Below are 23420 nucleotides of genomic sequence, written 5' to 3'. Positions count from 1 at the left end.
GCGGATGATATCCGCCCCTGCGCCGGGTATTGGCGGCGTTTTTCGGCGCAAATGCTTTACTTCTTCGCCACAAATCTTGTGCCCACGGCCTTGCCCTGGGCGATGTCATACAGCACCTCCGGGTGCTCGCCGTTGGTGATGACCATGTCGCAGCCCCGGGCGGTGGCCATCTGGGCGGCCCGCAGCTTGGTGGCCATGCCGCCGGTGGCCAGGTCGCTGCCCTTTTCCCCGGCCAAGGCCAGGATCTCCTGTGTGATCTCCTCCACCACGGGGATGAGCCGGGCACCGGGGTCCCGACGGGGATCGGCGGTATACAGCCCCTCAATGTCGCTGAGCAGCACCAGCAGGTCGGCCTTGGCCGAGCAGGCCACAATGGCCCCCAGGGTGTCGTTGTCGCCCACCTTGATCTCCTCGGTGGCGATGGTGTCGTTCTCATTGATGATGGGCAGGGCCCCCAGCTCCAGCAGGCGGGACATCGTATTTTCAAAGTTCCGCCGCCGGTCGGCGTGGTCCACGTCCTCCCCGGTGAGCAGGATCTGGGCCACCGTGTGGTTATACTCGGAGAACAGCTTGTCATAGGTATACATCAGCTCGCACTGGCCCACGGCGGCGGCCGCCTGTTTGGTGGGCATGTCGCCGGGGCGGCCGGGCAGATTCAGCTTGCCCACCCCCATGCCGATGGCGCCGGAGGACACCAGGATCATCTCGTGTCCCGCGTTTTTCAGGTCGGACAGCACCTTTACCAGCTGCTCCACATGGCGGATGTTCAGCCGCCCGGTGGCGTGTGCCAGGGTAGAGGTGCCCACTTTTACCACGATGCGCATGTGTCTCCCCCCTTATCCCTTGCCCAGGGCCTGGGTCTTCTCAAAGGCGGCGATCACCGCGTCGATGGCGGCGGCCCGGAAGCCGTTGGCCTCCAGCACCCGCACGCCCTGGATGGTGCTGCCCCCGGGGGAGCACACCGCGTCCTTCACCGCGCCGGGGTGCGCTCCGGTCTGGCGCATGAGCTTGGCTGTGCCCTCCATGGTCTGGGCGGCATAGCGCCGGGCCTTGTCCCGGGGCAGGCCGCAGGCCACCGCGCCGTCGGCCAGGGCCTCGGCCAGCAGGGCGCAGAAGGCAGGACCGCAGCCGGACAGGGCGCAGGCCGCGTCGATGAGCCCCTCGTCCACCTGGTCCACCAGGCCGGCGGGGGCCAGCAGGGTCTGGAAGTCCTTCAGCTCGCCGGGCTCCACGTCCACGCCGCAGAACTGGATGACCCCCGCGCCCACCTCGGCAGGGGTGTTGGGCATGAGGCGGATGACGGGATAGTCCGCCCCCGCCAGCTCCTGAATGCGCCGGGCGGTGAGGCCCGCCGCCATAGAGGCCAGCACGAACCGGTCCTTCCGCCCCGCCAGGACGGGGGCGATGGACTTCAGCAGCCCCTCCATCATCTGGGGCTTTACCCCCAGGAAGATCAGCTGGCACTGGGCGGCCACTGTCTGGTTGTCCGTGGCCTGGCAGCCCAGCTGGTCAGCCAGGGCCTGGGCCTTGGCGGGGGTGCGGTTTGCCAGCAGCACCCGGGCCCCCTGGGCCCCCTTCACCGCCGCCCGGGCCAGGGCTCCGCCCATCTGGCCGGTACCTAAAAATCCGATAGACTGAAACATAAGCGATGTCCTCCTTCGTCCCGGCCCCCCCGGGACCATGTCCCTTTTATCATATCACGCCGGGGCGAGATTGCAATTGCATTTTGTGTAAACATTTTATGACAGGGAGTTCGGAGATTTTGGACGGGAGTTACGGATTGCCACGTCGCCTGCGCTCCTCGCAATGACAAGGTCGGTTCCGTGCCCGTCATTGCGAGGAAGGGCGCAGCCCTGACGCGGCGATCCGTTTCCCAAAACTACAAAAGGACCCGCCGGTTTCGCGGGGCGTTCATAAGACAGTTAACGGAGCGTATCGGTGCGGATGCGCTCCGTTTCTTTATGCTAATATGACATATGGCACAGTTGCAGGCAGCCCCCCTTGGCTCTCCCAAAGGGAGAGCCAAGTTCCGCGCGTAATGCACTACACCGAACGGTGTATAGAAGTGCGCCCTTGTTATCTGTTCAACAAACTGGAATTTAGTAACGTAAAAGGAAATATATTACATGCACCCAACTAAGTAATCCATGAAAAATCGCCCAACCGACAGATTTCCACGTTGTATAACTAATAACCATAGCTAATGCACTTCCAAAAGTTATTCCTGATTTTACCGTTTTCTTGATATTCGTTGATTTATTATCTTCCACGTTTGTTTCCTCCATAACCTCTGATTTGCAGGTCTGTTCGGCTCCATATTATCATATGACCGGATAAACTACAAGAACAGCCACAGCAGTTTGCACTGCTGTGGCTGTTCGCTGCCTTATGAACACCGACCATTCCCGGCGGGTCCCCTGTCTCTCTTCTCTTCTCGTTTTCAGGCTATCAGCACAGCCCCAGCACGTGGCGGGCCTCGCCGATCATGTACAGGGAGCCGCACACGCACACCACGTCCTCCGGTCCGGCCATGGACAGGGCCTTCTCCATACCCTGCTCCACCGTCTCGCAGGAGTGGGCCTCGGCCCCCTCCCCCCGGAGGTAGTCGGCCAGCGCCTGGGCCTGAAGGGCCCGCTGGCTGTCCGGGGTGATGGTGATGAACGCCCGCGCCAGGGGCAGCAGCTGTCCCACCATGGCGTGATAGTCCTTATCCTCCAGCACGCCCACCAGGAACAAAATTTTCTTGCCGGGATACAGCTCCTCCAGGGCCTGGCGGATAGCTCCCATGCACTGGGGATTGTGGCCGCCGTCCAATATCACGTCCGGGCTGCGGCGGGCCAGCTCCATACGGGCGGGCCACACGGCCTCCCGCATGCCCTGCATCACCGCTTCCCGGGAAATGGGCCAGCCCCGGCGGCGGAGCACGGCGGCGATGTCCAGGGCGGTGAGGGCGTTGCTGAGCTGATAGTGGCCCAGCAGGTTGATGTGATAGGGGCCCTCCCCCCGGTACATAAAGTTCTGTCCGTCCCGTCCGGTGGACAGCACCTCAAGGCTGTCCGGGTCGGTGACGGTCATGGGGCTGCCCGCATGGCGGCAGGCATCGGTGACGACCTCCTCCACATCCCGGCGCTGGTGATACAGCACGGTGTCGCAGCCGGGCTTGATGATGCCCGCCTTCTCTCCGGCGATCTTGGCGTGGGTATCCCCCAGCTGCTCCACATGCTCCAGGCCGATGTTGGTGATCACCGCCACCTCCGGCGCGGGGATCACATTGGTGGAGTCCAGCCGTCCGCCCAGGCCCACCTCCAGCACCACCAGGTCACACTGGGCCTCCCGGAAATAGAGCATGCCCAGGGCGGTCATCAGCTCGAACTCAGTGGCGGGGTCGTCCATCTGCCGCCCGGCTAAAATGACCCGCTCCCCGATGCGGCCCAGGGCCTCGTCTGGGATGGGACGGCCGCACACCTGAAAGCGCTCGTGAAAGCGCCACAGGTGGGGCGAGGTATAAAGGCCCACCCGCAGTCCGGCCGCCGCCAGGATAGAGGCGGTCATAGATGCAGTGGACCCCTTTCCGTTGGTCCCGGTGATATGAACGAACTTTAACTCCTTGTGGGGGTCTCCCACCATGCTCAGCAGTTTTGTGATCCGGCTCAGTCCGGGCTCCCGTCCGATCCAAGCCTCCTGGTGGATCCGTTCCACCGCTTCCTGTCCCGTCATCCACCGCACCTCCTCTCAAACAAAGTGTTTCAGCGTGTTTTGTCATTGCACAAAAGTTTGTCTTCTCGTCCGTAGGGGCCGCTGTCCTCAGCGGCCCGCCGTCGGCGCAGCACCTGCAGTATCCCCGTCCAACAGCCTCCCTTGTCAAAGGGAGGTGGCACGGGCACAGCCCGTGACGGAAGGATTCCGACCACAGGAAAGCTATCCTGAAACCGGAATCCCTCAGTCAGCTTCGCTGACAGCCCCCTTTCACAAGGGGGCCAAGAGACGGGGGTTACGGATTGCCGCGTCGGCCCGTTGGGCCTCCCTATCCCTTTTGTCCCTTCGGGACATTTCCCCTTGATAAGGGGAATCGGCCTGGCAATGACACAGAATTTAAACTTCTTCCAGCCCGCACTTGCGCATGGCCGCCTCCACGGTGTGCGCCATGAGCACCGCCGTGGTCACGGCACCCACGCCGCCCTTCTTGGGGGTGAGGGCGGCGGCCAGAGACTCGGCGGCATCAAAATCCACGTCCCCCAGCAATTCGCCGTCCGGCCCGGGGCTCAGGCCGATATCCACAATGGTCTGGCCCCGGCCCAGGTGTGCCCGGTCGATGACCCCGGCAGACCCGGCGGCAGAGATGATGATGTCCGCCGTGCGGCACAGCTCCATCCGCCGCTCCGGCGGGGTCTGGAGGTGGCAGGCAGATACGGTGGCATCCTCCTGGATGAGCAGCAGCAGCAGCGGCATACCCACGGTGCGCCCGGTGCCCACCACGGTGACGTTCTTCCCCCGCAGGGGGATGTGATAGTGGCGGAGCATCTCCATGCAGGCGGCGGCGGTACAGGGGGCGAACCCGTTGCGCTCCACCGTCATCAGTCCGCCCATGCCCGCAGCGGTCATGCCGTCCACGTCCTTTTCCGGGCGCAGGGTCTCGGTGAGTCCGGGGGCGGACAGCTGCCCGGGCAGGGGGCGAAACAGCAGGCAGCCGTGGACGGCATCGTCCTCGTTCACCCGCTGCAGGGCGGCCACCAGCTCCTCAGGCCGGGCATCGGCGGGCAGCAGGGTGTGGCGCACCTGAACGCCCACGGCCTGGGCCCGCTTCACCGCCGCCCGCTCATAGGCCATATCCTCCGGCCGCTGGCCCACCCGGATGACCTCCAGGGTGGCCGTCACGCCCATCTCTTTCAGACGGGCTGCATTCTGCGCGGTCTTTTCACTCAGCGCCTTGCCCACCGGGCCCCCGGGCATCAATATGGCCATGTGCGTTCCTCCTAGTGTGTTCTCTGTCAGTTCATTCGCCTTCCCCACTCTGGGGGGAAGGTGCCCCGAAGGGGCGGATGAGGGGGACCACGGGGGTGCATACGCCATCGACGGGCGGGCACAGAGGCCCGCCCCTACGGCGTATTACGATGGATCTTGTAGGGGCGGACCTCCGTGTCCGCCCACGATGACCACCGCGTTTCCGAAACTCACCCTCATCCGTCATGGCTGCGCCATGCCACCTTCCCTATCCCTTTTGTCCATTCGGGACATTTCCCCTTGACAAGGGGAATCGGCCCCCTGGGAGGGGGAAGGCGAAAATCAAAACTTTACCGCGTATAGATGGCCGCAGCCATGACCACGGTGTCCCCGTGGGCACGCAGCTCCACGGCGCCCTCGTCGGCCCGGCGGCACAGCAGCAGCTGGCCCTCCTTGGCCTCCACACCGGCCTGGGGCAGGCTCACGCCGCCCTTGACGCAGTAGAGGGCCAGGGTGCAGGCCGTCCCCTCCTGGGGGGCGGCCAGGGGCGCAGTCCAGCGGCAGGCGGCCCCGTCGCTCAGGGCCACGGACTGGGCAATGCCCTGGCACTTGTCCTTGCGGACCATCAGGTTATAGTCGGTGCACATGCCCCAGGACTCCACGGGCACGCCGCCGTCGAAGGAGCGCAGGGTGAAGGGCTCCAGGCCAAAGCGCTCCCCGTCACCGATCTTCATATCCAGCTCGCCGTGGAGCACAGAGATCAGGCGGTTATAGTCGGGCAGGGGAGTGAAGTCAGAGTGCTCCAGCTCCACCTTGGCGGAGCTCAGCCGCCACAGGAAATCCCGGTCAGCATACACCGCGCCCTCGGGCGCGATGGCCAGCTGGGTGGTGGTTCCGCCGGACCAGGTGGTGGTCACCTGATCGGCTTGGGTCAACAGCTTCCATTCCATAAAGATACTTCCTTTCCTTCTGCGCCCCGGCCGGCATCAGGCGGGCTGACTTACCCGACCCATACGCCGCAGCAGCCGCACCATGGGGATGGCCAGGGAGGTGACCACCGCAGTGACCACGATCTCTTTGCCGAAACGCACCAGGGCACTGCCAAAGATCAGGGCGAAGTTATAGTAGTGATAGATCAGGCTGTCCAGCCACAGGCATACGGTGGTCACGCAGCTGGTGACGATGGACGCCCCCAGACAGACCCCATAGCACATCAAAGGCCGCTTCTCCAGATGGCTGCCCCGCTTGGAGAAGGCGGCGGCCACTGCGCCCAGCAGCAGGCCCCGGGTCAGGGGAGGCAGCAGCCACAGCACGGTGGTGGGCATCAGGCCATAGGGGCCCATCATCTGGGCAAGCAGCTCGCCGAACAGGGCCACCAGACCGCCGCCCACCGGGCCGAACATCAGGGCACCCACCACCACGGGCAGGGACTTGAAGGTGATCTCCAGATAGGGGGTCTTCACGGTCAGGGTGATGCTCAGCACGAAATAGGCCGCAGTCAGCAGGGCCAGACGGCACAGAAACATGGTTTTTTCTTTGGAACTCATAAAAAGCAGAATGCTCCTTTCACGGCGTGTTGCCATGAAAGGAGCTGGGTCCTCCATGGCAGCGGATGCGGCTTTAGCGACGCGGGACGCTCCCTTCGTCCGCCGGCGACCTCCCATCCGGCGGCACTTGACGCGCTTAAGTCTACTCTGTCAATCGGTCTGTGTCAATCAGTCTTTGGTTTTTAGGCGCAACAAGGTCAGCCGGGCAAAGCCCGGCTGACCCGTTGTGGAAAAAATTACATCTGAGCCAGGACGTTCTCGTAGATCTTGTCAGCCAGGGGCAGAGCCTTGGCCAGCATCTCCTCGCCCTTCTTCTTGTAGTCGGCGGCCAGATCCTTGTTCTTCAGGCTGCCGATGTTGATCAGCACGTTCAGCCAGGCACCCTGGATGCCGGCGCGCAGGGACAGGGCGGCCACGCCCAGGTCGCTGGCAGCGCTGTCGTTGGTCTTGCCCAGCAGCTCGTGGGTCATCTCCAGAGCCTTGCAGGACAGCTCCATCATCTCAAAGGGAGTGGCGGTGCAGCCCTCCAGGCCCTTCTGGATGGCGGCGGAGCGGGCGGCCTTCTCCTCGTCGGTGGCCTTGGGCATGCCAAAGGCGGCGCTGACAACGTTGAAAGCCTCGGTGTCCCGATCCATCACGTCCACGAAGGCGACCTTCAGCTCGGTCAGCTTCTTCTGGCTCTCGATGACGAACTCCTGATAGTCGGCGTACTTCTCCTTGCTCTTGCCCACGGTGGTCAGACCGCAGACCATGGCGGACAGGGCGGCACCCAGAGCACCCTCCAGGGCAGCGGCGGAGCCGCCGCCGGGGGCGGGAGCGTCAGAGGCCAGCAGGTCAACAAACTCGGCAGTGGTCAGTTCGGCTAACTTCTTCATCGTTATATTCTCCTTTATTTATCCCGGTCAGGCTCAACCCTGCATGTCCAGCAGGTGATACTCCATGATCTGGTTGTGGCAGTCGAAGTCACGGGCCTTCAGATAGAACTCGGCGCAGTCGATCATGGCCTTGGCAGGGGTCAGGCCGACGATCTCGCTGTCCAGAACATAGGTGCCGTAGCGCTCGGCCAGGGCCTTGATCATCTCATAGGCGACGTACAGGGGGGTGTCCTCATAGTTGACCATGTTCATGGAGACCTGAGCGATGCCGCGGTCCTCCATCATGAAGCCCATGGCCTTGCAGCTGCGGAAGCCGCCGGAGGAACCACGGATGACCTTGGCGATCTTCTTGGCGATCTCCACGTCGGAGGTGGCCAGGTTCACGTTGAAGGCGACCAGGGGCATACGGGCACCGATGGCCACGATGCCGGCAGTGGGGTGGATCTTGCGCTCGCCGAAGTCGGGAGCCCAGTCAGGCTGCAGCAGCTTCTCGGGCATGCCCTCGAACTCGCCCTTGCGGCAGGTAGCCAGGTTGCGGCGCTCAGGACGGGTGGCGGAGTCCTCATACAGGAAGGAGGGGACCTTCAGCTCGTCCCAGATACGCTGGCCCAGGCGCTTGGACATCTCCACGCACTCCTCAACGGTCACGTCCTTGGACTGGGGGACCAGGGGGATCACGTCGGTGGCGCCCATGCGCTTGTGCTCGCCCTTGTGGTGGTTCATGTCGATGCGCTCGGTGGCGACCTTGGTCAGCTGGAAGGCGACCTCCTCGATGGCCTCGGGGGAGCCGATCAGGGTGAACACGCAGCGGTTGTGGTTGCCGTCGGTCTGGGCATCGAACAGGGTGCAGCCGGGCACGCTCTTGGCGGTCTCCACGAGGGCGTTGTAAGTGGCCTCGTCCTTCTCCTTGCTGCAGCTGAAGTTAGGGATACACTCTACCAGTCTAGCCATGATAAATTCCTCCATAATTCATAATAACAATTTGGATATTTCTCAACCATGTCCGGCGGCATCCCGGCATTATGTGGGATAGCCGAACATGGAAATGAAACGCTTTACGCAGTTTGCGTAGTAAATGTTGCTGCTCCACAGCAGCGTGGGATAAGATTTGGCGGGCAGCCCGACCAAGGGCTTGGAATAGATGTTAGAGCCCGGATGGGTCTCTACGATGGACCGGGGCAGATAGCTGATGCCAAAGCCCGCCTGGACCAGCTGCATGGTCATGGGCGTGTCATAGCACTGACACACCGTGTTGGGGGTAAAGCCCTTGCGCTGGCACTCGTTGATCAGGTGGCTGCTATAGCCCCACAGATCGTCGCTGCGCAAAAGACACATGGGCACATCCTTCAACAGCTCGATGGGGATGCTGTCCTGGTCCGGGGCCGGGTCCAGCTCCGGGCACATGACCAGCTCCAGCGGGTCCTCGCCCAGGATCTTCTCGTGGAAGTCCGAGCTGCCCTCGGTGGGGGTGCGGAGAAAGAGCACATGCAGGTCGCCCCGGTTCAGGTCGTCCAGCAGGTCGCCGGGGGCCCCCACCCGGATATAAAGCTCTACCTGGGGATATTCCTTGTGATAGGCTTTCAGATAGTTCAGCACGACAGGGGTGTTGGAGTAGACAACGCCCACCTTCAACAGTCCCCGCACGCCGGCATCCACGTCCCTTACGCTGTCCACCATCATGCGGAAGTTCTGGAACATGTGCTGGCTCTGCTGATACAGGCTCCGTCCGGCCTCGGTGAGCTCCACGCCCTTGTTGGTGCGCAGAAACAGGCACACCTTCAGCTCGTCCTCCAGCATGGCGATCTGCCGGCTGATGGGGGGCTGAGCCACGTGTAGTTTGCGCGCCGCCTTGGAGATGCTTTTGGCCTCTGCCACGGCGACGAAGTATTCCAACTGCTTGAAATTCATACCGTCATACCTTTTTTGTATCTCTATTATATAATACAAGTATTTTCAATTATACTAGCTTTTCGATAAAATACAACTGTAAATTGAAAAAATCGGTTGACAGCGCAGGCGCGGCAACGGCCCGGCCCTGTTTTGGCGGCCGAGCAGACTTTGGATAAAGGAGTGACCGGTATGGACCGGACAGATTATCAGATTTTAAACATTTTGCAGGCCGACTGCCGGGCGACACTCAAATGTATCGGCGACCAGGTGGGCCTGACCGCCCCCGCCGTTTCCGAGCGGGTGCGCCGCATGGAAGAAAAGGGCGTGATCCGCGACTTTCGCATCGACATTGACCGCGCCCGTCTGGACAGCGGAATGACCGGATTCATTCTGGTGGCCCTGGAGCCGGAAAAGTACAACAGCTTCTGCGAATTCTGCCGGAACGATCCCGGTATCATCAGCCACTATCATGTCATCGGCGTGTTCAATGCCCTGCTGCGCTTCGCCGTTCGGGGCACCCGGGAGCTGGACGAGCTGCTGTCCGCCATCAAGCGGTACGGCGACTCCCAGACCTCTGTGGAGCTGAAGACCTATTTTGAATCCAAGGACATTCCCATGCCGGAATAAATCCTCTTTTTGTATTTTCTGTTCAGAAGAAGAGCCGCATGGCCGAAGGGCCATGCGGCTCTTCCTCTTTTTCGCTTGGGTCGGATACAGAAAGAGGGGGAACTCTTATATGGGTCCTAGATTAGAACAGGCCGGTGATCTTGCCGTCGGCGTCGATGTCGATGCGCTCGGAGGCGGGCACCTTGGGCAGGCCGGGCATGGTCATGATGTTGCCGGTCTTGGCAACCAGGAAGCCGGCGCCGGCGTTGACCTTGATCTCGCGGACGGTGATCTTGAAGCCGCGGGGAGCGCCCAGCTTGGTCTGATCGTCAGAGAAGGAGAACTGAGTCTTGGCCATGCAGATGGGCATCTTGTCGAAGCCCAGCTCGGCCAGCTGCTTGGCCTGCTTCTTGGCATCGCCGGCCAGCACCACGCCGTCAGCGCGGTAGACCTTGGTGGCGATCTTGTTCAGCTTCTCCTCGATGGAGTCCTCCAGGTCATAGACGTACTGGAAGTGATCGTTGGTGGTATCCTCGGCCAGACGGATGACCTCCTCGGCCAGGGCCTTGCCGCCCTCGCCGCCCTTGGCCCAGACCTCGGACAGGCGGACGTTCACGCCCTGCTCCTTGCACTTGGCCTCGACCAGGTCCAGCTCGGCCTTGGTGTCGGTGGGGAAGGCGTTGATGGCGACCACGCAGGGCAGGCCATAGACGTTCTTCACGTTGTCAACGTGCTGCAGCAGGTTGGGCAGACCCTTCTCCAGAGCCTCCAGGTTCTCGTGGTTCAGCTCGGTCTTGGGCACGCCGCCGTGATACTTCAGGGCGCGGACGGTGGCAACGATGACCACGGCATCGGGGTGGAACCCGCCGGCGCGGCACTTGATGTCCAGGAACTTCTCGGCGCCCAGGTCAGCAGCGAAGCCGGCCTCGGTGACGGTGTAGTCGGCCAGCTTCATAGCGGTCTCGGTGGCCTGGATGGAGTTACAGCCGTGGGCGATGTTGGCGAAGGGGCCGCCGTGGATGAAAGCGGGGGTGTGCTCCAGAGTCTGGACCATGTTGGGCTTGATGGCGTCCTTCAGAACGGCAGCCATGGCGCCCTCGGCCTTCAGGTCGTGAGCGGTGATGGGCTGGCCGGAACGGCTGTAAGCCACGACCATCTTGGCCAGGCGGGCCTTCATGTCGGCCAGGTCGGTGGCCAGGCACAGAACGGCCATGATCTCGGAGGCAACAACGATGTCGAAGCCGTCCTCACGGGGCACGCCGGAGGCCTTGCCGCCCAGACCGCACACGATGTGACGCAGCTGACGGTCGTTCATATCAACAACGCGCTTCCAGGGGATGTTGCGCACGTCGATGTCCAGAGCGTTGCCCTGCTGGATGTGGTTGTCGATCAGAGCGGACATCAGGTTGTTGGCGATGCCGATGGCGTTGAAGTCGCCGGTGAAGTGCAGGTTGATGTCCTCCATGGGGACGACCTGAGCGTAGCCGCCGCCGGCAGCGCCGCCCTTCACGCCGAACACGGGGCCCAGAGAGGGCTCACGCAGGCAGACGATGGTCTTCTTGCCCAGCTGGTTCAGAGCGTCGGCCAGACCCACGGAAGTGGTGGTCTTGCCCTCGCCGGCGGGGGTGGGGCTGATGGCGGTCACCAGCACCAGCTTGGACTTGCGGGGCAGGTCCTTCAGGGCGTGGATGTCGACCTTGGCCTTGTAGTGGCCATAGTTCTCCAGCTGCTCGGGCTTGATGCCCACCTTGGCAGCAACTTCCTCAATGGGGAGCATTTTGGACGCCTGGGCGATTTCGATATCGGTCATGTTTGACAGCCTCCTTAGTTATTTTTACGATGTGTATGGGTTCGCTTTATGGGCATATTGTACCGCATTCTCTCAATTTCGTAAATAGATTTTGTTGTCTTTTTCAGCCCTGCGTCTTTACTTTTTTAAGTTCGATTCTCTTATTTTTTTCATTGCCCCCTTCCTCGTTTCACGGCATGAAAACCCGCCCCGGCCAAGCCCATTTTCTCCCAGTTTCGGTGGGTCGATTTTCGTCATTTTACCAATGCCGCTCCTGTGAAAATTTGTCTTCTTCCGCATTGAAAGCGACGGCCTTTTCCGGTATAATAGATAAATCGGCCAGATGTCTGCGCCACGGAAATTCACCATGCGGCTCCAGTCCGCTCGGACGCATCCCCGCGTCTCTGTACCATGCTCTTGCTGCGGCATACCATATTAGGAGGTGCTTGAGTGAGTAAGATCGTTTGTAAGCTGTTCGGCGTCCCCAAGATCACCAAGGACGGACAGAGCGTCTTTCTCCCCTACGCCAAGATCAACGCCCTGCTCTATTATATCCTGGTCTCCAAGGTCGTCAGCCGGGACGAGGTGGTAGGGCTGCTGTGGCCCGACGAGGACGAGAAAATCGCCAAAAAAAATCTGCGCAACGCCATCTATCAGGCCAAGAAATCCCTGGGGGAGGACATTATCATCTCTCCTAAAAAATCCTTTCTGATCTTAAACGAAGACCTGGACATCGAGTCCGACGTGGACCAGTTCTCCAAGTCCCCACGGGAGAACATCCAGCTGTACACCGGCGACTTTCTCCAGGGCTTTTTCCTGAAGGACGCGGAGTCCTACGAATACTGGATCGTAAAGATGCGCAACTACTATAAGGAGAAGTTCGCTGCCGAGTGCTATCAAAAGATCGAAGAGGACATCCAGAACAAGCACTATGACGACGTGGAGGACCAGATCCAGCGCCTGACCGACCTGGACGAGTATGACGAGCGGAATTTCCGCCTGCTCATGCGCTTCTACCAGGACACCGGGCGCAACAGCAAGGTCATCGAGACCTATTACGACCTGTCCAAGCTGCTGCGGCGTGAACTGGGCATCGACCCGGACAAGAAGACGAAAGAGATCTATGAGCATTCCCTGGAGCAGATCAACTTTGACGGGGGCAAGCGCACCCACGACGATGTATTTTTCTATGGCCGCTATAACGAGCTGGCCACCCTGGAGAAGACGTTTAAAGACTTCCGGGAAAAGAAGGTGGGCAAGTCCATCCTCATCACCGGCGAGCCCGGAGTGGGCAAGTCCACCATCAAGCGCCGCCTGATGGAAGAGGCCACGGACAACATGATGGTACTGGAGGTCAACTGCATCCAGACCGAACAGGACATGCCCCTGCGCCCCTGGCGGGCCATCGCCCGGGAGATCAGCCGTCAGATCCAGCAGGAGAAGCTCCTTCCCCCCACCCTGTGGCGCGACCTGATGACCCGTGTGTTTCCCGACTTCAACGACCACCTGCCCAACAGCCAGTTCATGTCCAGCAAGGACCCGGTGCCTTTCGTCTCCATCGTCCACGTCATGGTGGAAGCCCTGACACAGCTGGCCGACCACAGCCAGGTGGTCCTGGTGTTCGAGGACCTGCAGTGGATGGACCCGGACAGTCTGCGGCTGCTCACCTCGGTGCTTATGGAGACCGACCCCCTGCGGGTCATGTTGGTGGCCACCCGGGGCAAGGAACGCAGCCGCGCTCTGGACGATGCCCTTACCACCCTCTCCCGCTATCACCGCCTGGTATCTGTCCCCCTGGAGCGCTTTAACATCGAGGCCTGCCACCACTTTATCGAGGAGGCCGTCCCCGGCGAACACCTCACCGGCGACACGTTGGAGCACATCTATAACGCCACCGAGGGCAATCCCCTCTTCCTGGGGGAATATATTAACCGTCTGAAAAACCACCAGAACCTGGACGAGATGAGCCCCGCCATGATCGAGGCGCTGAAATCCCGCCTGCTCTATCTCTCCGCCGGGGAGCTGGAGCTGGTGAACCTGCTCTCCTTTTTCTATGACGCTGTGCCTCTGCAGACCATTCTGGCCCTCACCGACCGGGACGAGAACCAGGTCCTCTCCCTGCTGGAGCAGCTGAAGGACCGGAACATCCTGGAGGAGCACGAGAGCGAGGGGGCCGGGGCTTTCTCCTTCACCCACGGCAAGCTGCGGGAATATGTCTATCAGAGCCAGCCCGCCTCCCGAAAAAAAGTCCTGCATCAGAAGATCGGCCAGCTGCTGGAGCAGTCTTTGGACGAGAAAAAGCGGGACACCAAGCTCTATTCCAAGCTCATCTACCACTTCTCCGCCTCCGGCGACTTTTTAAAGGCCCTGAAATATCAGATCGACACCCTGAACTACTATCTGAATTTCAGCCACGAGATGTTCCCCGTGCTGAATAACGTGGCCGTGGAGGAGGGGGCCAACCTCTATATGTCCCGGGACCAGATCGGCGAGCTGTTCCGCAATCTGGAGAGCAGCTTCAAAAAGGTCCGGGCCGGCTCCCGGAACACCACCGAGCTGGACCTGCTGGAGCTGGAGTTCTTCTACATCCGGGGCCGCTACCTCATCCGGGACGGCAGCTATGACGACGGGGTGAACGACATCATCCACGTCATCGACAAGTCCAAGCAGCTGGGCAACCGGGACTATATGCTGGAGGGGTACAAGCAGATGATCCTCTACTACCTCCAGATCAACTCCGCCAAGGACATGGCGGAATATGTGGGCCTGGCTCTGGATCTGGCGGTGCGGTGCAACTATCACAAGGAGATCGGCATCATCCTCCGCCTGAAGGGTCTGTGCCACTATATGATGGGCAACTACACCCAGGCCGAAAAGCTGCTCACCGAGTCCATCAACACCCTGGCCGTCACCGAGACCATCGCCAAGCGCTATGCCACCAACATCGCCGCCGCCTATAACTACATCGGGGAGATCCGTCTGGCCCACGGCACCTATCGGGAGGCCCTGGAGCTGTTCCAAAAGGCCATCTCCCTGTGCGTGGGCAAAAACGCCCTTGCCAGCCTGTCCTACTTCTATATCAACGCCGGCAAGACCGCCTATTACCTGGAGGACCTGAGCATGGCCCGGGAATTCTTCGACAAGGCCTATGCCCTGTACGGCCAGTTCGACTCCTTCTGGCGGCGGTCTGTCCTGGACTCCTATATGGCCCTCACCCTGCTGCGCCAGGGGGAGTACGGCCAGGCCGTGAAGTACCTCACCACCGCCCGGGAGAACGTGGGCTATATCAAGGACCCCAACGACCTGGGCGTGGTCTTCTTTGCTGAGGCCGTGTTCCGCCAGCGCTGCGACCTGGACCCGGAGGGGAAGACCGCCGTGGGCGACCGCCTGCCCGACAGCGTGGAGACCTATTCCCGCCAGGCCCTGGAGCAGCTGAACATCTACTGCAACCAGTACGAGGTCAAGCTCCTCACCCACTCCCTGCTGACCAAATAAGCCGACAACAGATCCGAAAGAGGCCGCATCTCACAGGAGACGCGGCCTCTTTTTGCGGTATTTTTGATTCCGATTCGTTTCATTTGCTGGTGATAATACGTTTCGTTATTTTAAAACGGGTCAATCCTCCAAAATCGCGCCCCGGTCCGCCGAGGTCGCTCCCCTGGCATAGCGGCGGAGGTAGCCCCTTGGGACGGGGGGCGGCTGGGGCGGGGTCCAGTTGGCCCGGCGGCGGTCTAACTCCTCCCGGGTCAGGTCCACATCGATGCGGCCCCGGGGCACGTCGATGACGATCTTATCCCCGTCCTCTACCAGGGCGATGGGTCCGCCCTCGGCGGCCTCCGGGGAGATGTGCCCCACAAAGCAGCCGTTGTTGGTGCCGGAGAAGCGTCCGTCGGTGATCACCGCCGTGGAGCCCCCCAGGCCCATGCCGTAGAGCAGCTTCATGGCCTTATACATCTCCCGCATACCCGGGCCGCCCCGGGGCCCCTCATACCGCACCACCAGCACGTCCCCCGGCCGGATCTCCCCGGCTAAGATCGCCCGGTCAGCGGCTTCCTCCCCATCGAACACCCGGGCCCGGCCCTCAAAGTGGTGCAGCGTCTCGGGATAGGCCCCTGGCTTGGTCACGCCGGTGCGGGGGGCCAGATTGCCCCGGAGCACCGCAATGCCCCCCACCGGGGCAAAAGGCTCCTGCCGGTTGCGGATGATCTCTGTATTCTCGGGGTAGCGGTAAACATACTCCGCCAGATTCTCTCCCACCGTCCTGCCCGTGCAGGTGAGGGCAGATCGGTCAATCAGCTCGCCCAAATGGTCCATCACCCGGGGAATGCCCCCCGCCTGGAAGAAGTCCTCCATATCCCACCTGGCCGCCGGGTTCACCCGGGCCAGCTGGGGGGTGGTGAAATACATGGAGCGGAAGCACTCCATCACATCCAGGTCCAGCTCCGCCTCGTGGGCCAGGGCGCACAGGTGGAGCACCGCATTGGTGGAGCCGCTAACGCTGGTAACCACCCGCACGGCGTTCTGGATGGCCGCCGGAGTGAGGATATCCCGAGCCCGGATGCCCCGACGGACCAGCTCGCACACCGCCCGGCCAGACTCAAAGGCCAGCTGCCGCCGCTGGGCATAGGTGGCAGGGGCCAGGGCGCTGCCGGGCAGCCCCAGGCCCAGCGCCTCGGCCACGCAGCCCATGGTGTTGGCCGTGCCCAAAAAGGCGCAGGAACCGCAGGAGGGGCAGGCGGTATCCTCCAGCTTCTGGACATCCTCCGCTTCGATCTTGCCCACCTGCAGCATTCCCAGGGCCTCGTCGAGGGAGGTCTGGTCCGACTTGCGCCCATCGAACACCACACCCCCGGGCATAGGCCCGCCCACCACCATAACGGCGGGCAGATTCAGCCGGGCGGCGGCCATAAGCATTCCCGGGACGATCTTGTCGCAGGAGCCCAGCAGCACCAGACCGTCCAGCATCGAGGTCCGGGTCTGCACCTCGATGGCATCGCAGATGACCTCCCGGCTGGGCAGGATATACTTCATCCCTTCGGTGGCGTCGGGGATGCCATCACATGGGGCGATGACCCCAAAGTCCACCGCCGTGCCTCCGGCGGCATAAATGCCCTTGCGCACAAAGTCGGCCAGCTCGCTCAGGTTATAGTGCCCCGGAGAGATGGTGTTCCAGGAGCTGGCGATGCCGATGAGCGGCCGGTCCTCCAGTTCAAAATCCGTATAACCCATGGCCTTGAGCAGACTGCGCTGGGGCGCGCAGCGCACCTGCGGGCCAAAGATCTGTTCGCTGGGATATGCCATATGATCCTCCTCCTGTTCGTTGTGCGGATGTCCGTCCTGTATACAGTTAGAATACTGCGAAAGGCGTCATCTGTCAATGTCCTGCTGGGGCGGCGCAGCCAAAAAAAGCCGGCGCAGCAAAAGCTGCGCCGGCCCGACGATTCAAACAAAAGGGGGGCGGTCCCTTTAGCGGGAAGCCACGACCTTCTTATACTCCTCGATCATGATGGGGATGACCTTATACAGGTCGCCCACGATGCCATAGTTGGCAACGCCGAAGATGGGGGCCTCCTCGTCCTTGTTGATGGCAACAATGACGTCAGAGGTCTTCATGCCGGCCAGGTGCTGCAGAGCGCCGGAGATGCCGCAGGCGATGTACAGCTTGGGGCCGACGGTCTTGCCGGTCTGGCCGACCTGGTGCTCGTAGGGGATCCAGCCCGCATCAACGGCGGCACGGGAAGCACCCACGGCAGCGCCCAGCTCCTTGGCAAACTCACGGATCAGGTCGAAGCCGCTGGCATCGCCCAGACCGCGGCCGCCGGAGACGATGATCTGAGCATCGGTCAGGCTGATCTCGCCAGCCGCCTTGGCCAGGATCTCCTTGACCTGGGTACGGATCTTGTCCTCCTCGCTGACCACGGCCACGTCCACGATCTCACCGCCGCGGGTGGCATCGGGGTCGGCCTTGTTCAGGGAGTTGGGACGGATGGTGCACATGGCGGGGTCCTTCTTGAAGACCACGTCGGCCATCAGGTTGCCGCCGAAGATGGGACGGGTGGCCACCAGCTGGCCGTCCTCCAGGCGCAGGGCCACGCAGTCGGCGGCCAGACCGGCCTCCAGACGGCTGGCCAGGCGGCCGGCCAGGTCACGGCCATTGGTGGTGGCGGGCAGCAGCAGGATGCCGGGTTCCTTGCCCTTCACCAGGTCCTCCAGGACGCGGGTGTAAGCATCGGTTCGATAGTTCTTCAGCTGCTCATCGTCGCAGACATAGACCTCGTCCGCGCCATAGGCAACCGCTTCCTTGGCCAGCTCCTTCACGCCGGCGCCCATCAGGACAGCGCCCACCTTACCGGACAGCTGGTCGGCCAGCTTTCTGGCCTCGCTGAGCATCTCGAAGGAGACACCGGCGATCTTACCGTCGTTCTGCTCCAGGCAGACCCACACGTTATTCTTCATAATGACCTTTCCCCCTTATCAGACGATCTTCTGCTCAACGAGCTTCTCGACGGCAGTCTTGCCGATCTCTTCCGCGTCGCCCTTGATGAGCTCGCCGCTCTGACGAGGAGCGGGGGCATAGAGCTTCAGGATGGCGGAGGGAGAGTTCTTGCCCACCTTGCTCACGTCGGCCCCGATGGCGGCGCAGTCCAGCACGGGGATCTCCATGCGGTTGGCCTGACGGGTGCGCTTCAGGGTGGGGTAACGGGGCTCGTTCAGGGACTTCTCGCAGGTCAGCAGCACGGGCAGCTGAGCCTGGACCACCTCTTCGCCGGTGGGGGTGACGCGCTTGACAGCCATCACACCGTCGCCCACCTCAACGATCTCGTTGACATAGGAGACCTGGGAGATGCCCAGCTGCTCGGCGATCCCGGCACCGACCTGGCCGGCGTCGTCGTCGATGGCCTGCTTGCCGCAGAGGATGACATCGAACTGGCCGATGTGCTGGATGGCCTTGGCCAGGGTGTAGGACACGGCAAAGCTGTCGGAGTCCTCCAGGGCGGGGTCGCTGACCAGATAGGCCTTGGCAGCGCCCATGGACAGGGCAATGCGCAGAGAGGTCTTGCAGGAATCGTCGCCCAGGCTCAGCACGGTGACCTCGCCGCCGTGCTCCTCAGCCAGCTTCAGGCCGGCTTCCACCGCGTTCAGGTCGAAGGGGCTGACCATGGTCTCCACGCCCTGGGTGACAACGCGGTTGGTGGCGGGGTCCAGGGTGGGCACCACGGCGTTATCCGGTACCTGCTTGACACATACCAGAATATTCATGTTTTATCCTCCTATCAGCGTACACCGGAAAACCGGTCTCGCAGTAAAGATTTTTAATAAGATATGGGCAGACCCAGGTAAAACCCAGATCTGCCCATATTGTTTTGCAGATGCAGCTATCTAAGCTTTACGAAATGTTATGCAGTTCGCGCCGTCAAATCAGTGCAGCAGCTGGCCGGCGATGACGATGCGCTGGACCTGAGAGGTACCCTCGAACAGCTCGGTGATGCGCTGGTCGCGGTAGATGCGCTCGATGGGGTACTCCTTCATGTAGCCGTAACCGCCGTGGATCTGCAGGGAGGTGTCGACCACCTTGTGGGCGGCCTCAGCGGCGAAGACCTTGGCCATGGCGGCCTGCTTGGTGAAGGGCACGCCCTGATCCTTCAGGTCGGCGGCGTAGTAGGTCAGCATACGGGCGGCCTCGACCTGAGTGGCGGCATCGGCCAGCATCCACTGGATGCCCTGGAACTTGGCGATGGGGCGCTTGAAGACCTCACGCTCCTTGGCGTACTTGATGGCCAGGTCCAGAGCGGCCTGGGCAATACCGACGGACATAGCAGCGATGCCGATACGGCCGCGGTCCACCACGTCCAGAGCCAGACGATAGCCCTTGTTCAGCTCGCCGACCATGTTGGCCTTGGGAACACGGCAGTCCTCAAAGACGATCTCAGCGGTACGGGCGCCGCGGATACCCATCTTGTTATCCTCAGAGGCGATCTTCATGCCGGGGGTGCCCTTCTCGACCACGAAGCAGGTCATGCCGTGGCGGGGATCTTCCTTGTTGGTGATGGCGAAGCAGCACAGGAAGTCGCAGTGAGCGCCGCCGGTGATGAAGTGCTTCACGCCGTTGATGACATAGTCATCGCCGTCTTCCACAGCGGTGGTCTTGTTGGAGGTCATGTCGGAACCGCCGGCGGGCTCGGTCAGACAGAAGGCGGCGTACTTCTCGCCCTCCAGAGCGGGCCGCAGCCACTTCTCCTTCTGCTCGGGAGTACCAGCCAGATACAGAGCGTCGAAGCCCAGATAGTGACCGGTGATGATGGAGCCGGTGGCAGCACAGGCGGCGGAGATCTCTTCCATGGCGATGGCCTCGGAGATGGCATCATAGCCGGCGCCGCCCAGCTCCTCAGGATAAGCCAGGCCCATCAGGTCCTGCTCGCCCAGAGCCTCGATGGTCTCGGTGGGGAAGCGGTTGTTCACGTCGATCTCTTCGGCCTTGGGAGCCAGATAGCTCTGGGCCCACTCACGAACGGCACGGCGCAGGGCGATTTGGTCCTCAGTGTATTTGAATTCCATAAGTCATATCCTCCTAAAATTTTGTTTTGTTCGTTTCGTTTTATATGTTCATTTTAATTGCGCACAAAGTGAATTACAGGACCTTCTCCTCTTTCCACTTGGCGATCTGCTCGTCGCTGTAGCCAAAGATGTCGCGGAGCACGGTCTCGTTGTCCTGGCCCACGGCCGGGGCGGGGTGGCAGGGGTCGGCGGGGGTCTCGGACAGCTTCATGGGGTTGCCGGTGATCTTCACCTTGCCCATGCCGGGCTGGTCGATCTCCACCAGCATCTTCCGGGCCAGGATGCTGGGGTTCTCGCAGGCCTCGTCCACGGTGCACAGAGGGCCGCAGGGGATGGAGTTGTCCTGCATCATCTTCATCGCCTCGGCGGCGGTGTAGTTGCTGAAGAACTTCTCCAGGATGGCCTTGAGCTCCACATCGTTGGCGGAGCGGTGGGGGTCGGAATCAAACTTGGGGTCCTTGATGAGGTCAGGCTGGCCGATCATCTCGCACAGCTTGGCGAAGTGATGGTCGCTGGCCACGGCAATGATCACATAGGTGTCCTTGCACATGTAGATGTCGAAGGGGGCGCTGAGGGGATGGCGGGCACCCACACGGGTGGGGTGGATACCGCCGATGGTGTGGCGGACCACGTTGGTCTCCACAAAGGCGAACACGCTGTCCAGCAGGGCCACGTCCACATACTGGCCTTCGCCGGTGCGCTCCCGGTTATACAGGGCCAGCAGGATGCCGGTGACGGCGTACAGGCCGGCACTCACGTCGCCCAGAGAAGCGCCTACTCGGGCGGGAGGGGTATCGGGATAGCCGGTGATGCTCATCATGCCGGACATGCCCTGGGCCACGATGTCATAGGCGGGCAGGTCGCGCATGGGGCTGTCCTGGCCGAAGCCGGAGATGGAGCAGTAGATGATCTTGGGGTTGATCTGCTTCAGATCCTCGTAGGAGAAGCCCAGTTTCTTCATCACGCCGGGCTTGAAGTTCTCCACTACGATGTCGCAGGACTTGACCATATCATAAATCAGGTCCTTGCCCTTTTTCAGGTCGATGGCAATGCCCTTCTTGCCCCGGTTGACCAGGGTGTAGTAGCCGCTCTGCCCATTTTTGAAGGGGCCAAAGATACGGCTGCCGTCGCCCACGCCGGGCTTTTCGATCTTGATGACTTCCGCGCCGAAGTCGGCCAGGTTCATGGTACAGAACGGGCCGGCCAGCACCTGGGTAAAGTCAAGGACTCTCACGCCCTCAAGTGCTTTTTTCACGATATTACCTCCCAAAAGAAAAGTGTTTCGATAAAAGCGTTCCCGTTCCGGCCGGCTGTTTGATCTCGCCCCCCGCCGCATATTTCAGCGGCGGGGAGGCGTTTTCTCACATTCGGCGGGTCATCTGGTTCGGTTTCCGTCAAAGCCGTACAGCTTCCGTTAACCGTAGATGATGTGGGCGAACACGGAGACGATGGGGATAGCGATCACGGTGCGGATCAGGAAGATCACGATCAGCTGGCCGAACTTCAGGCCCATGTCGGCCTTCATCATGGCGTTGGCGCTCTCGGTGAAGAAGATGATCTGCACGGTGGACAGGACGATAACGAAGAAGATAGCCATCTCGCTGATCTGCTGACCGGCGATGGTCATAACAGGCAGGGCGATCTCGGCGCAGCCAACCAGAGTGGCGGGGGCGATGACCGCCGCGTCGGGCATCTGGCACAGCTGCAGATAGGGGATCATGGGCATGCCGATCCAGGTGAAGATGGGGGTGTACCAGCACAGGAACAGAGACACAGTGGCGATGGACATCACGAAGGACACGATCTTCAGCGCAAAGGACAGAACATCGGGGATCGAGGTGATGAACACGGAGTACTGGGTCTTCTTGGCCTTGGTAGTAGCAGCGGCCAGGGCCTTCTTGAAGATGCCCATGGTGTACTTGCCGGGACGGGCCAGCTCGGGAGTCTGGACCACGCCGTTGCGGTACACGTCCTTCTTCCAGGACAGGGGCGGGATGCGGATGACGATGATGGCCAGGATAAAGACAATGATCAGGGAGCACAGCACGGCGGGACCGTACATATACTCGGTACCGGTGATGGAAACCAGCAGGGCGAAGAAGCCCAGGGACACCACAGAGAAGTTGGTGGAGATACAGCAGGCTTCCTTCTCGGTGTAGACGTTCTCATTGTACAGGCGGTTGGTCAGATAAACACCCACGGCGGGGGCAGCCACGAAGGAGGACAGAGCGTCCACGGCGGCCTGGCCGGGGATCTTGAATACGCGGCGCATGATGGGCTCCATCAGGGTGCCGATGAACTCCAGGATACCAAACTCGATCAGCAGGTTGACCAGCCAGCCGGCGATGGTCACGGTGAACAAGCAGGTGCCGGCCAGGCCGATGGCCATGGGACCGACCTCGGGGTCCATCACTTTCTGAAGGAACGTGGCGTTCAGTGCGCCCTCGGCGGCACCGGCGCTGATGGTGTGCTCAGAGGTGGGCATTGCGGTAATGGCGATGGCGAAGATAGCGGCCAGATAGAACAGAACACCGTCTACCATGCCGTCCTTCTCGTGGAACTTGGCCAGGGGGCCTTTTTTCGTGACCTTGGCGATGGTGAAGGTGACGGCCAGCGCGATACAGACGATCAGGGTCATCCAGTTTTTCACGCTGCCCAGAGTGGCCTTCAGCCAGTCAATGAAGAGGACCATGGGGGTACCGGTCTTGCCGCCGATGGTGGTGTTGATGAAGAACACCCACACGCCCAAGCCGGAGAAGACCAGGAACTTGATGAAGTTTGCCGGGGTGATGGTGCTGTAGTCAACTTCAACACCGACCTCTTTTGAAAGCTTTCTTTCCAGTTCCTCTGCAGTCATTGCCTTGGTGGTTACGTTCGTGTCTTTGCCTTCCATTTAGAACCTTCCTCCTTCCAAAATTGCGGCTGCGAAACACCGGACACACACAGGTATGCCGGGTGCTGTGCCCCTCATTGGACGCGGCGGTCAGTTCCTCGCTAGATCGTTTTTAGACTAGCGCGCTGAACAAGCAGGAATGAATTACCCCTAGGTCATCTTAAAATAATAAGTATTCGATTGTTCTGGCAGGTGGTGCTGCCACCCCTTCGGGAAGGGCCCGTACAGGCCCCTCCCGAAGGAGAAAACGGTTGCTGAGCTTTTAAGATTCGTACAGGTAACGGATACTTTCTTGCTTGAGAAAGGTCTGGGTTCCCGGTTTC

19 protein-coding genes and 1 riboswitch are annotated in these 23420 nt (G+C 61.3%); of the genes, 2 read left to right on the top strand and 17 right to left on the bottom strand.

From position 1 onward, the window contains the following. Positions 1 to 56: 56 nt before the first annotated feature. From proB to H8S55_RS08555, 10 genes are all read right to left on the bottom strand, one after another. Positions 57 to 824: a glutamate 5-kinase gene (gene proB / locus H8S55_RS08600; RefSeq protein WP_186878643.1), complete on the bottom strand. Its 768-nt coding sequence runs from the start codon at positions 822 to 824 to the stop codon at positions 57 to 59. Between the two features lie 12 nt (positions 825 to 836). After that, complete coding sequence (gene proC / locus H8S55_RS08595; protein WP_186878642.1) at positions 837 to 1643, bottom strand: pyrroline-5-carboxylate reductase; 807 nt, start codon at positions 1641 to 1643, stop codon at positions 837 to 839. Positions 1644 to 2099: 456 nt separating this feature from the next. Then, positions 2100 to 2270: a hypothetical protein gene (locus H8S55_RS08590; RefSeq protein ID WP_366467686.1), complete on the bottom strand. Its 171-nt coding sequence runs from the start codon at positions 2268 to 2270 to the stop codon at positions 2100 to 2102. Between the two features lie 178 nt (positions 2271 to 2448). Next, positions 2449 to 3717 (bottom strand): bifunctional folylpolyglutamate synthase/dihydrofolate synthase, encoded by a 1269-nt coding sequence (locus H8S55_RS08585; RefSeq protein WP_186878640.1) that lies wholly within the window; start codon positions 3715 to 3717, stop codon positions 2449 to 2451. Positions 3718 to 4092: 375 nt separating this feature from the next. Next, entirely contained in the window at positions 4093 to 4962 is an 870-nt protein-coding gene (locus H8S55_RS08580; RefSeq protein WP_186878639.1) for a bifunctional 5,10-methylenetetrahydrofolate dehydrogenase/5,10-methenyltetrahydrofolate cyclohydrolase, read from the bottom strand. A gap of 329 nt (positions 4963 to 5291) precedes the next feature. Then, the gene (locus H8S55_RS08575) at positions 5292 to 5891 is read right to left on the bottom strand and encodes a HutD family protein (RefSeq protein WP_186878638.1); all 600 of its coding nucleotides are present in this window, start codon (positions 5889 to 5891) and stop codon (positions 5292 to 5294) included. 36 nt (positions 5892 to 5927) lie between these two features. Then, positions 5928 to 6488, bottom strand: a complete 561-nt coding sequence (locus H8S55_RS08570) for a folate family ECF transporter S component (protein WP_186878637.1) — start codon at positions 6486 to 6488, stop codon at positions 5928 to 5930. 57 nt (positions 6489 to 6545) lie between these two features. Continuing rightward, positions 6546 to 6640: riboswitch (THF riboswitch) on the bottom strand. Positions 6641 to 6724: 84 nt separating this feature from the next. After that, the gene (locus H8S55_RS08565; RefSeq protein WP_147563451.1) at positions 6725 to 7363 is read right to left on the bottom strand and encodes a cyclodeaminase/cyclohydrolase family protein; all 639 of its coding nucleotides are present in this window, start codon (positions 7361 to 7363) and stop codon (positions 6725 to 6727) included. Between the two features lie 33 nt (positions 7364 to 7396). After that, positions 7397 to 8314: a glutamate formimidoyltransferase gene (gene ftcD / locus H8S55_RS08560; protein ID WP_186878636.1), complete on the bottom strand. Its 918-nt coding sequence runs from the start codon at positions 8312 to 8314 to the stop codon at positions 7397 to 7399. Positions 8315 to 8383: 69 nt separating this feature from the next. After that, on the bottom strand, positions 8384 to 9271 hold the full coding sequence (locus tag H8S55_RS08555; RefSeq protein ID WP_147563453.1) for a LysR family transcriptional regulator: 888 nt from the start codon (positions 9269 to 9271) through the stop codon (positions 8384 to 8386). A gap of 171 nt (positions 9272 to 9442) precedes the next feature. Here H8S55_RS08555 and H8S55_RS08550 point away from each other — a divergent pair, with 171 nt between their 5' ends. After that, positions 9443 to 9880 (top strand): Lrp/AsnC family transcriptional regulator, encoded by a 438-nt coding sequence (locus H8S55_RS08550; RefSeq protein WP_147563454.1) that lies wholly within the window; start codon positions 9443 to 9445, stop codon positions 9878 to 9880. 121 nt (positions 9881 to 10001) lie between these two features. Here H8S55_RS08550 and H8S55_RS08545 read toward each other — a convergent pair whose 3' ends face one another. Further along, on the bottom strand, positions 10002 to 11669 hold the full coding sequence (locus tag H8S55_RS08545) for a formate--tetrahydrofolate ligase (RefSeq protein ID WP_436233154.1): 1668 nt from the start codon (positions 11667 to 11669) through the stop codon (positions 10002 to 10004). Positions 11670 to 12098: 429 nt separating this feature from the next. On the opposite strand from H8S55_RS08545, the gene H8S55_RS08540 reads away from it, so the two are divergent. Continuing rightward, a complete protein-coding gene (locus H8S55_RS08540) occupies positions 12099 to 15143 on the top strand; it encodes an ATP-binding protein (RefSeq protein ID WP_186878635.1) in 3045 nt (1014 codons plus the stop codon). Positions 15144 to 15263: 120 nt separating this feature from the next. Here H8S55_RS08540 and ilvD read toward each other — a convergent pair whose 3' ends face one another. The 6 genes from ilvD to H8S55_RS08510 all read right to left on the bottom strand — a co-directional run bounded on the left by ilvD (position 15264) and on the right by H8S55_RS08510 (position 23097). Beyond that, entirely contained in the window at positions 15264 to 16949 is a 1686-nt protein-coding gene (gene ilvD / locus H8S55_RS08535) for a dihydroxy-acid dehydratase (RefSeq protein ID WP_186878634.1), read from the bottom strand. Positions 16950 to 17114: 165 nt separating this feature from the next. Further along, positions 17115 to 18104 (bottom strand): electron transfer flavoprotein subunit alpha/FixB family protein, encoded by a 990-nt coding sequence (locus H8S55_RS08530; protein WP_186878633.1) that lies wholly within the window; start codon positions 18102 to 18104, stop codon positions 17115 to 17117. A gap of 18 nt (positions 18105 to 18122) precedes the next feature. Then, positions 18123 to 18908 carry an electron transfer flavoprotein subunit beta/FixA family protein gene (locus H8S55_RS08525; protein ID WP_186878632.1) on the bottom strand — a complete coding sequence of 262 codons (786 nt, stop codon included), beginning with the start codon at positions 18906 to 18908 and terminating at the stop codon, positions 18123 to 18125. Positions 18909 to 19067: 159 nt separating this feature from the next. Continuing rightward, positions 19068 to 20204 carry an acyl-CoA dehydrogenase family protein gene (locus H8S55_RS08520; protein ID WP_186878631.1) on the bottom strand — a complete coding sequence of 379 codons (1137 nt, stop codon included), beginning with the start codon at positions 20202 to 20204 and terminating at the stop codon, positions 19068 to 19070. A 73-nt stretch (positions 20205 to 20277) separates the two neighbouring features. Then, the gene (locus H8S55_RS08515; protein WP_186878630.1) at positions 20278 to 21459 is read right to left on the bottom strand and encodes a CaiB/BaiF CoA transferase family protein; all 1182 of its coding nucleotides are present in this window, start codon (positions 21457 to 21459) and stop codon (positions 20278 to 20280) included. 159 nt (positions 21460 to 21618) lie between these two features. Then, positions 21619 to 23097, bottom strand: a complete 1479-nt coding sequence (locus H8S55_RS08510) for a YjiH family protein (RefSeq protein WP_186878629.1) — start codon at positions 23095 to 23097, stop codon at positions 21619 to 21621. Between the last annotated feature and the right edge of the window lie 323 nt (positions 23098 to 23420).

The organism is Flintibacter faecis, assembly GCF_014287875.1.
GTDB lineage: Bacteria > Bacillota > Clostridia > Oscillospirales > Oscillospiraceae > Lawsonibacter > Lawsonibacter faecis_A.
The sequence above is the reverse complement of the archived record's forward strand: the minus strand, read 5'-3'. Positions and strand labels throughout refer to the sequence as shown.

Excerpts from the sequence above, each read along its gene's own strand:
- H8S55_RS08570 (WP_186878637.1), bottom strand. The coding sequence starts at position 6,488 with ATGAGTTCCAAAGAAAAAACCATGTTTCTGTGCCGTCTGGCCCTGCTG.
- H8S55_RS08580 (WP_186878639.1), bottom strand. The coding sequence starts at position 4,962 with ATGGCCATATTGATGCCCGGGGGCCCGGTGGGCAAGGCGCTGAGTGAA.
- H8S55_RS08585 (WP_186878640.1), bottom strand. The coding sequence starts at position 3,717 with ATGACGGGACAGGAAGCGGTGGAACGGATCCACCAGGAGGCTTGGATC.
- H8S55_RS08565 (WP_147563451.1), bottom strand. The coding sequence starts at position 7,363 with ATGAAGAAGTTAGCCGAACTGACCACTGCCGAGTTTGTTGACCTGCTG.
- proC (WP_186878642.1), bottom strand. The coding sequence starts at position 1,643 with ATGTTTCAGTCTATCGGATTTTTAGGTACCGGCCAGATGGGCGGAGCC.
- H8S55_RS08555 (WP_147563453.1), bottom strand. The coding sequence starts at position 9,271 with ATGAATTTCAAGCAGTTGGAATACTTCGTCGCCGTGGCAGAGGCCAAA.
- H8S55_RS08575 (WP_186878638.1), bottom strand. The coding sequence starts at position 5,891 with ATGGAATGGAAGCTGTTGACCCAAGCCGATCAGGTGACCACCACCTGG.
- H8S55_RS08545 (WP_436233154.1), bottom strand. The coding sequence starts at position 11,669 with ATGACCGATATCGAAATCGCCCAGGCGTCCAAAATGCTCCCCATTGAG.
- H8S55_RS08525 (WP_186878632.1), bottom strand. The coding sequence starts at position 18,908 with ATGAATATTCTGGTATGTGTCAAGCAGGTACCGGATAACGCCGTGGTG.
- H8S55_RS08520 (WP_186878631.1), bottom strand. The coding sequence starts at position 20,204 with ATGGAATTCAAATACACTGAGGACCAAATCGCCCTGCGCCGTGCCGTT.
- ilvD (WP_186878634.1), bottom strand. The coding sequence starts at position 16,949 with ATGGCATATCCCAGCGAACAGATCTTTGGCCCGCAGGTGCGCTGCGCG.
- H8S55_RS08550 (WP_147563454.1), top strand. The coding sequence starts at position 9,443 with ATGGACCGGACAGATTATCAGATTTTAAACATTTTGCAGGCCGACTGC.
- proB (WP_186878643.1), bottom strand. The coding sequence starts at position 824 with ATGCGCATCGTGGTAAAAGTGGGCACCTCTACCCTGGCACACGCCACC.
- H8S55_RS08510 (WP_186878629.1), bottom strand. The coding sequence starts at position 23,097 with ATGGAAGGCAAAGACACGAACGTAACCACCAAGGCAATGACTGCAGAG.
- H8S55_RS08530 (WP_186878633.1), bottom strand. The coding sequence starts at position 18,104 with ATGAAGAATAACGTGTGGGTCTGCCTGGAGCAGAACGACGGTAAGATC.
- ftcD (WP_186878636.1), bottom strand. The coding sequence starts at position 8,314 with ATGGCTAGACTGGTAGAGTGTATCCCTAACTTCAGCTGCAGCAAGGAG.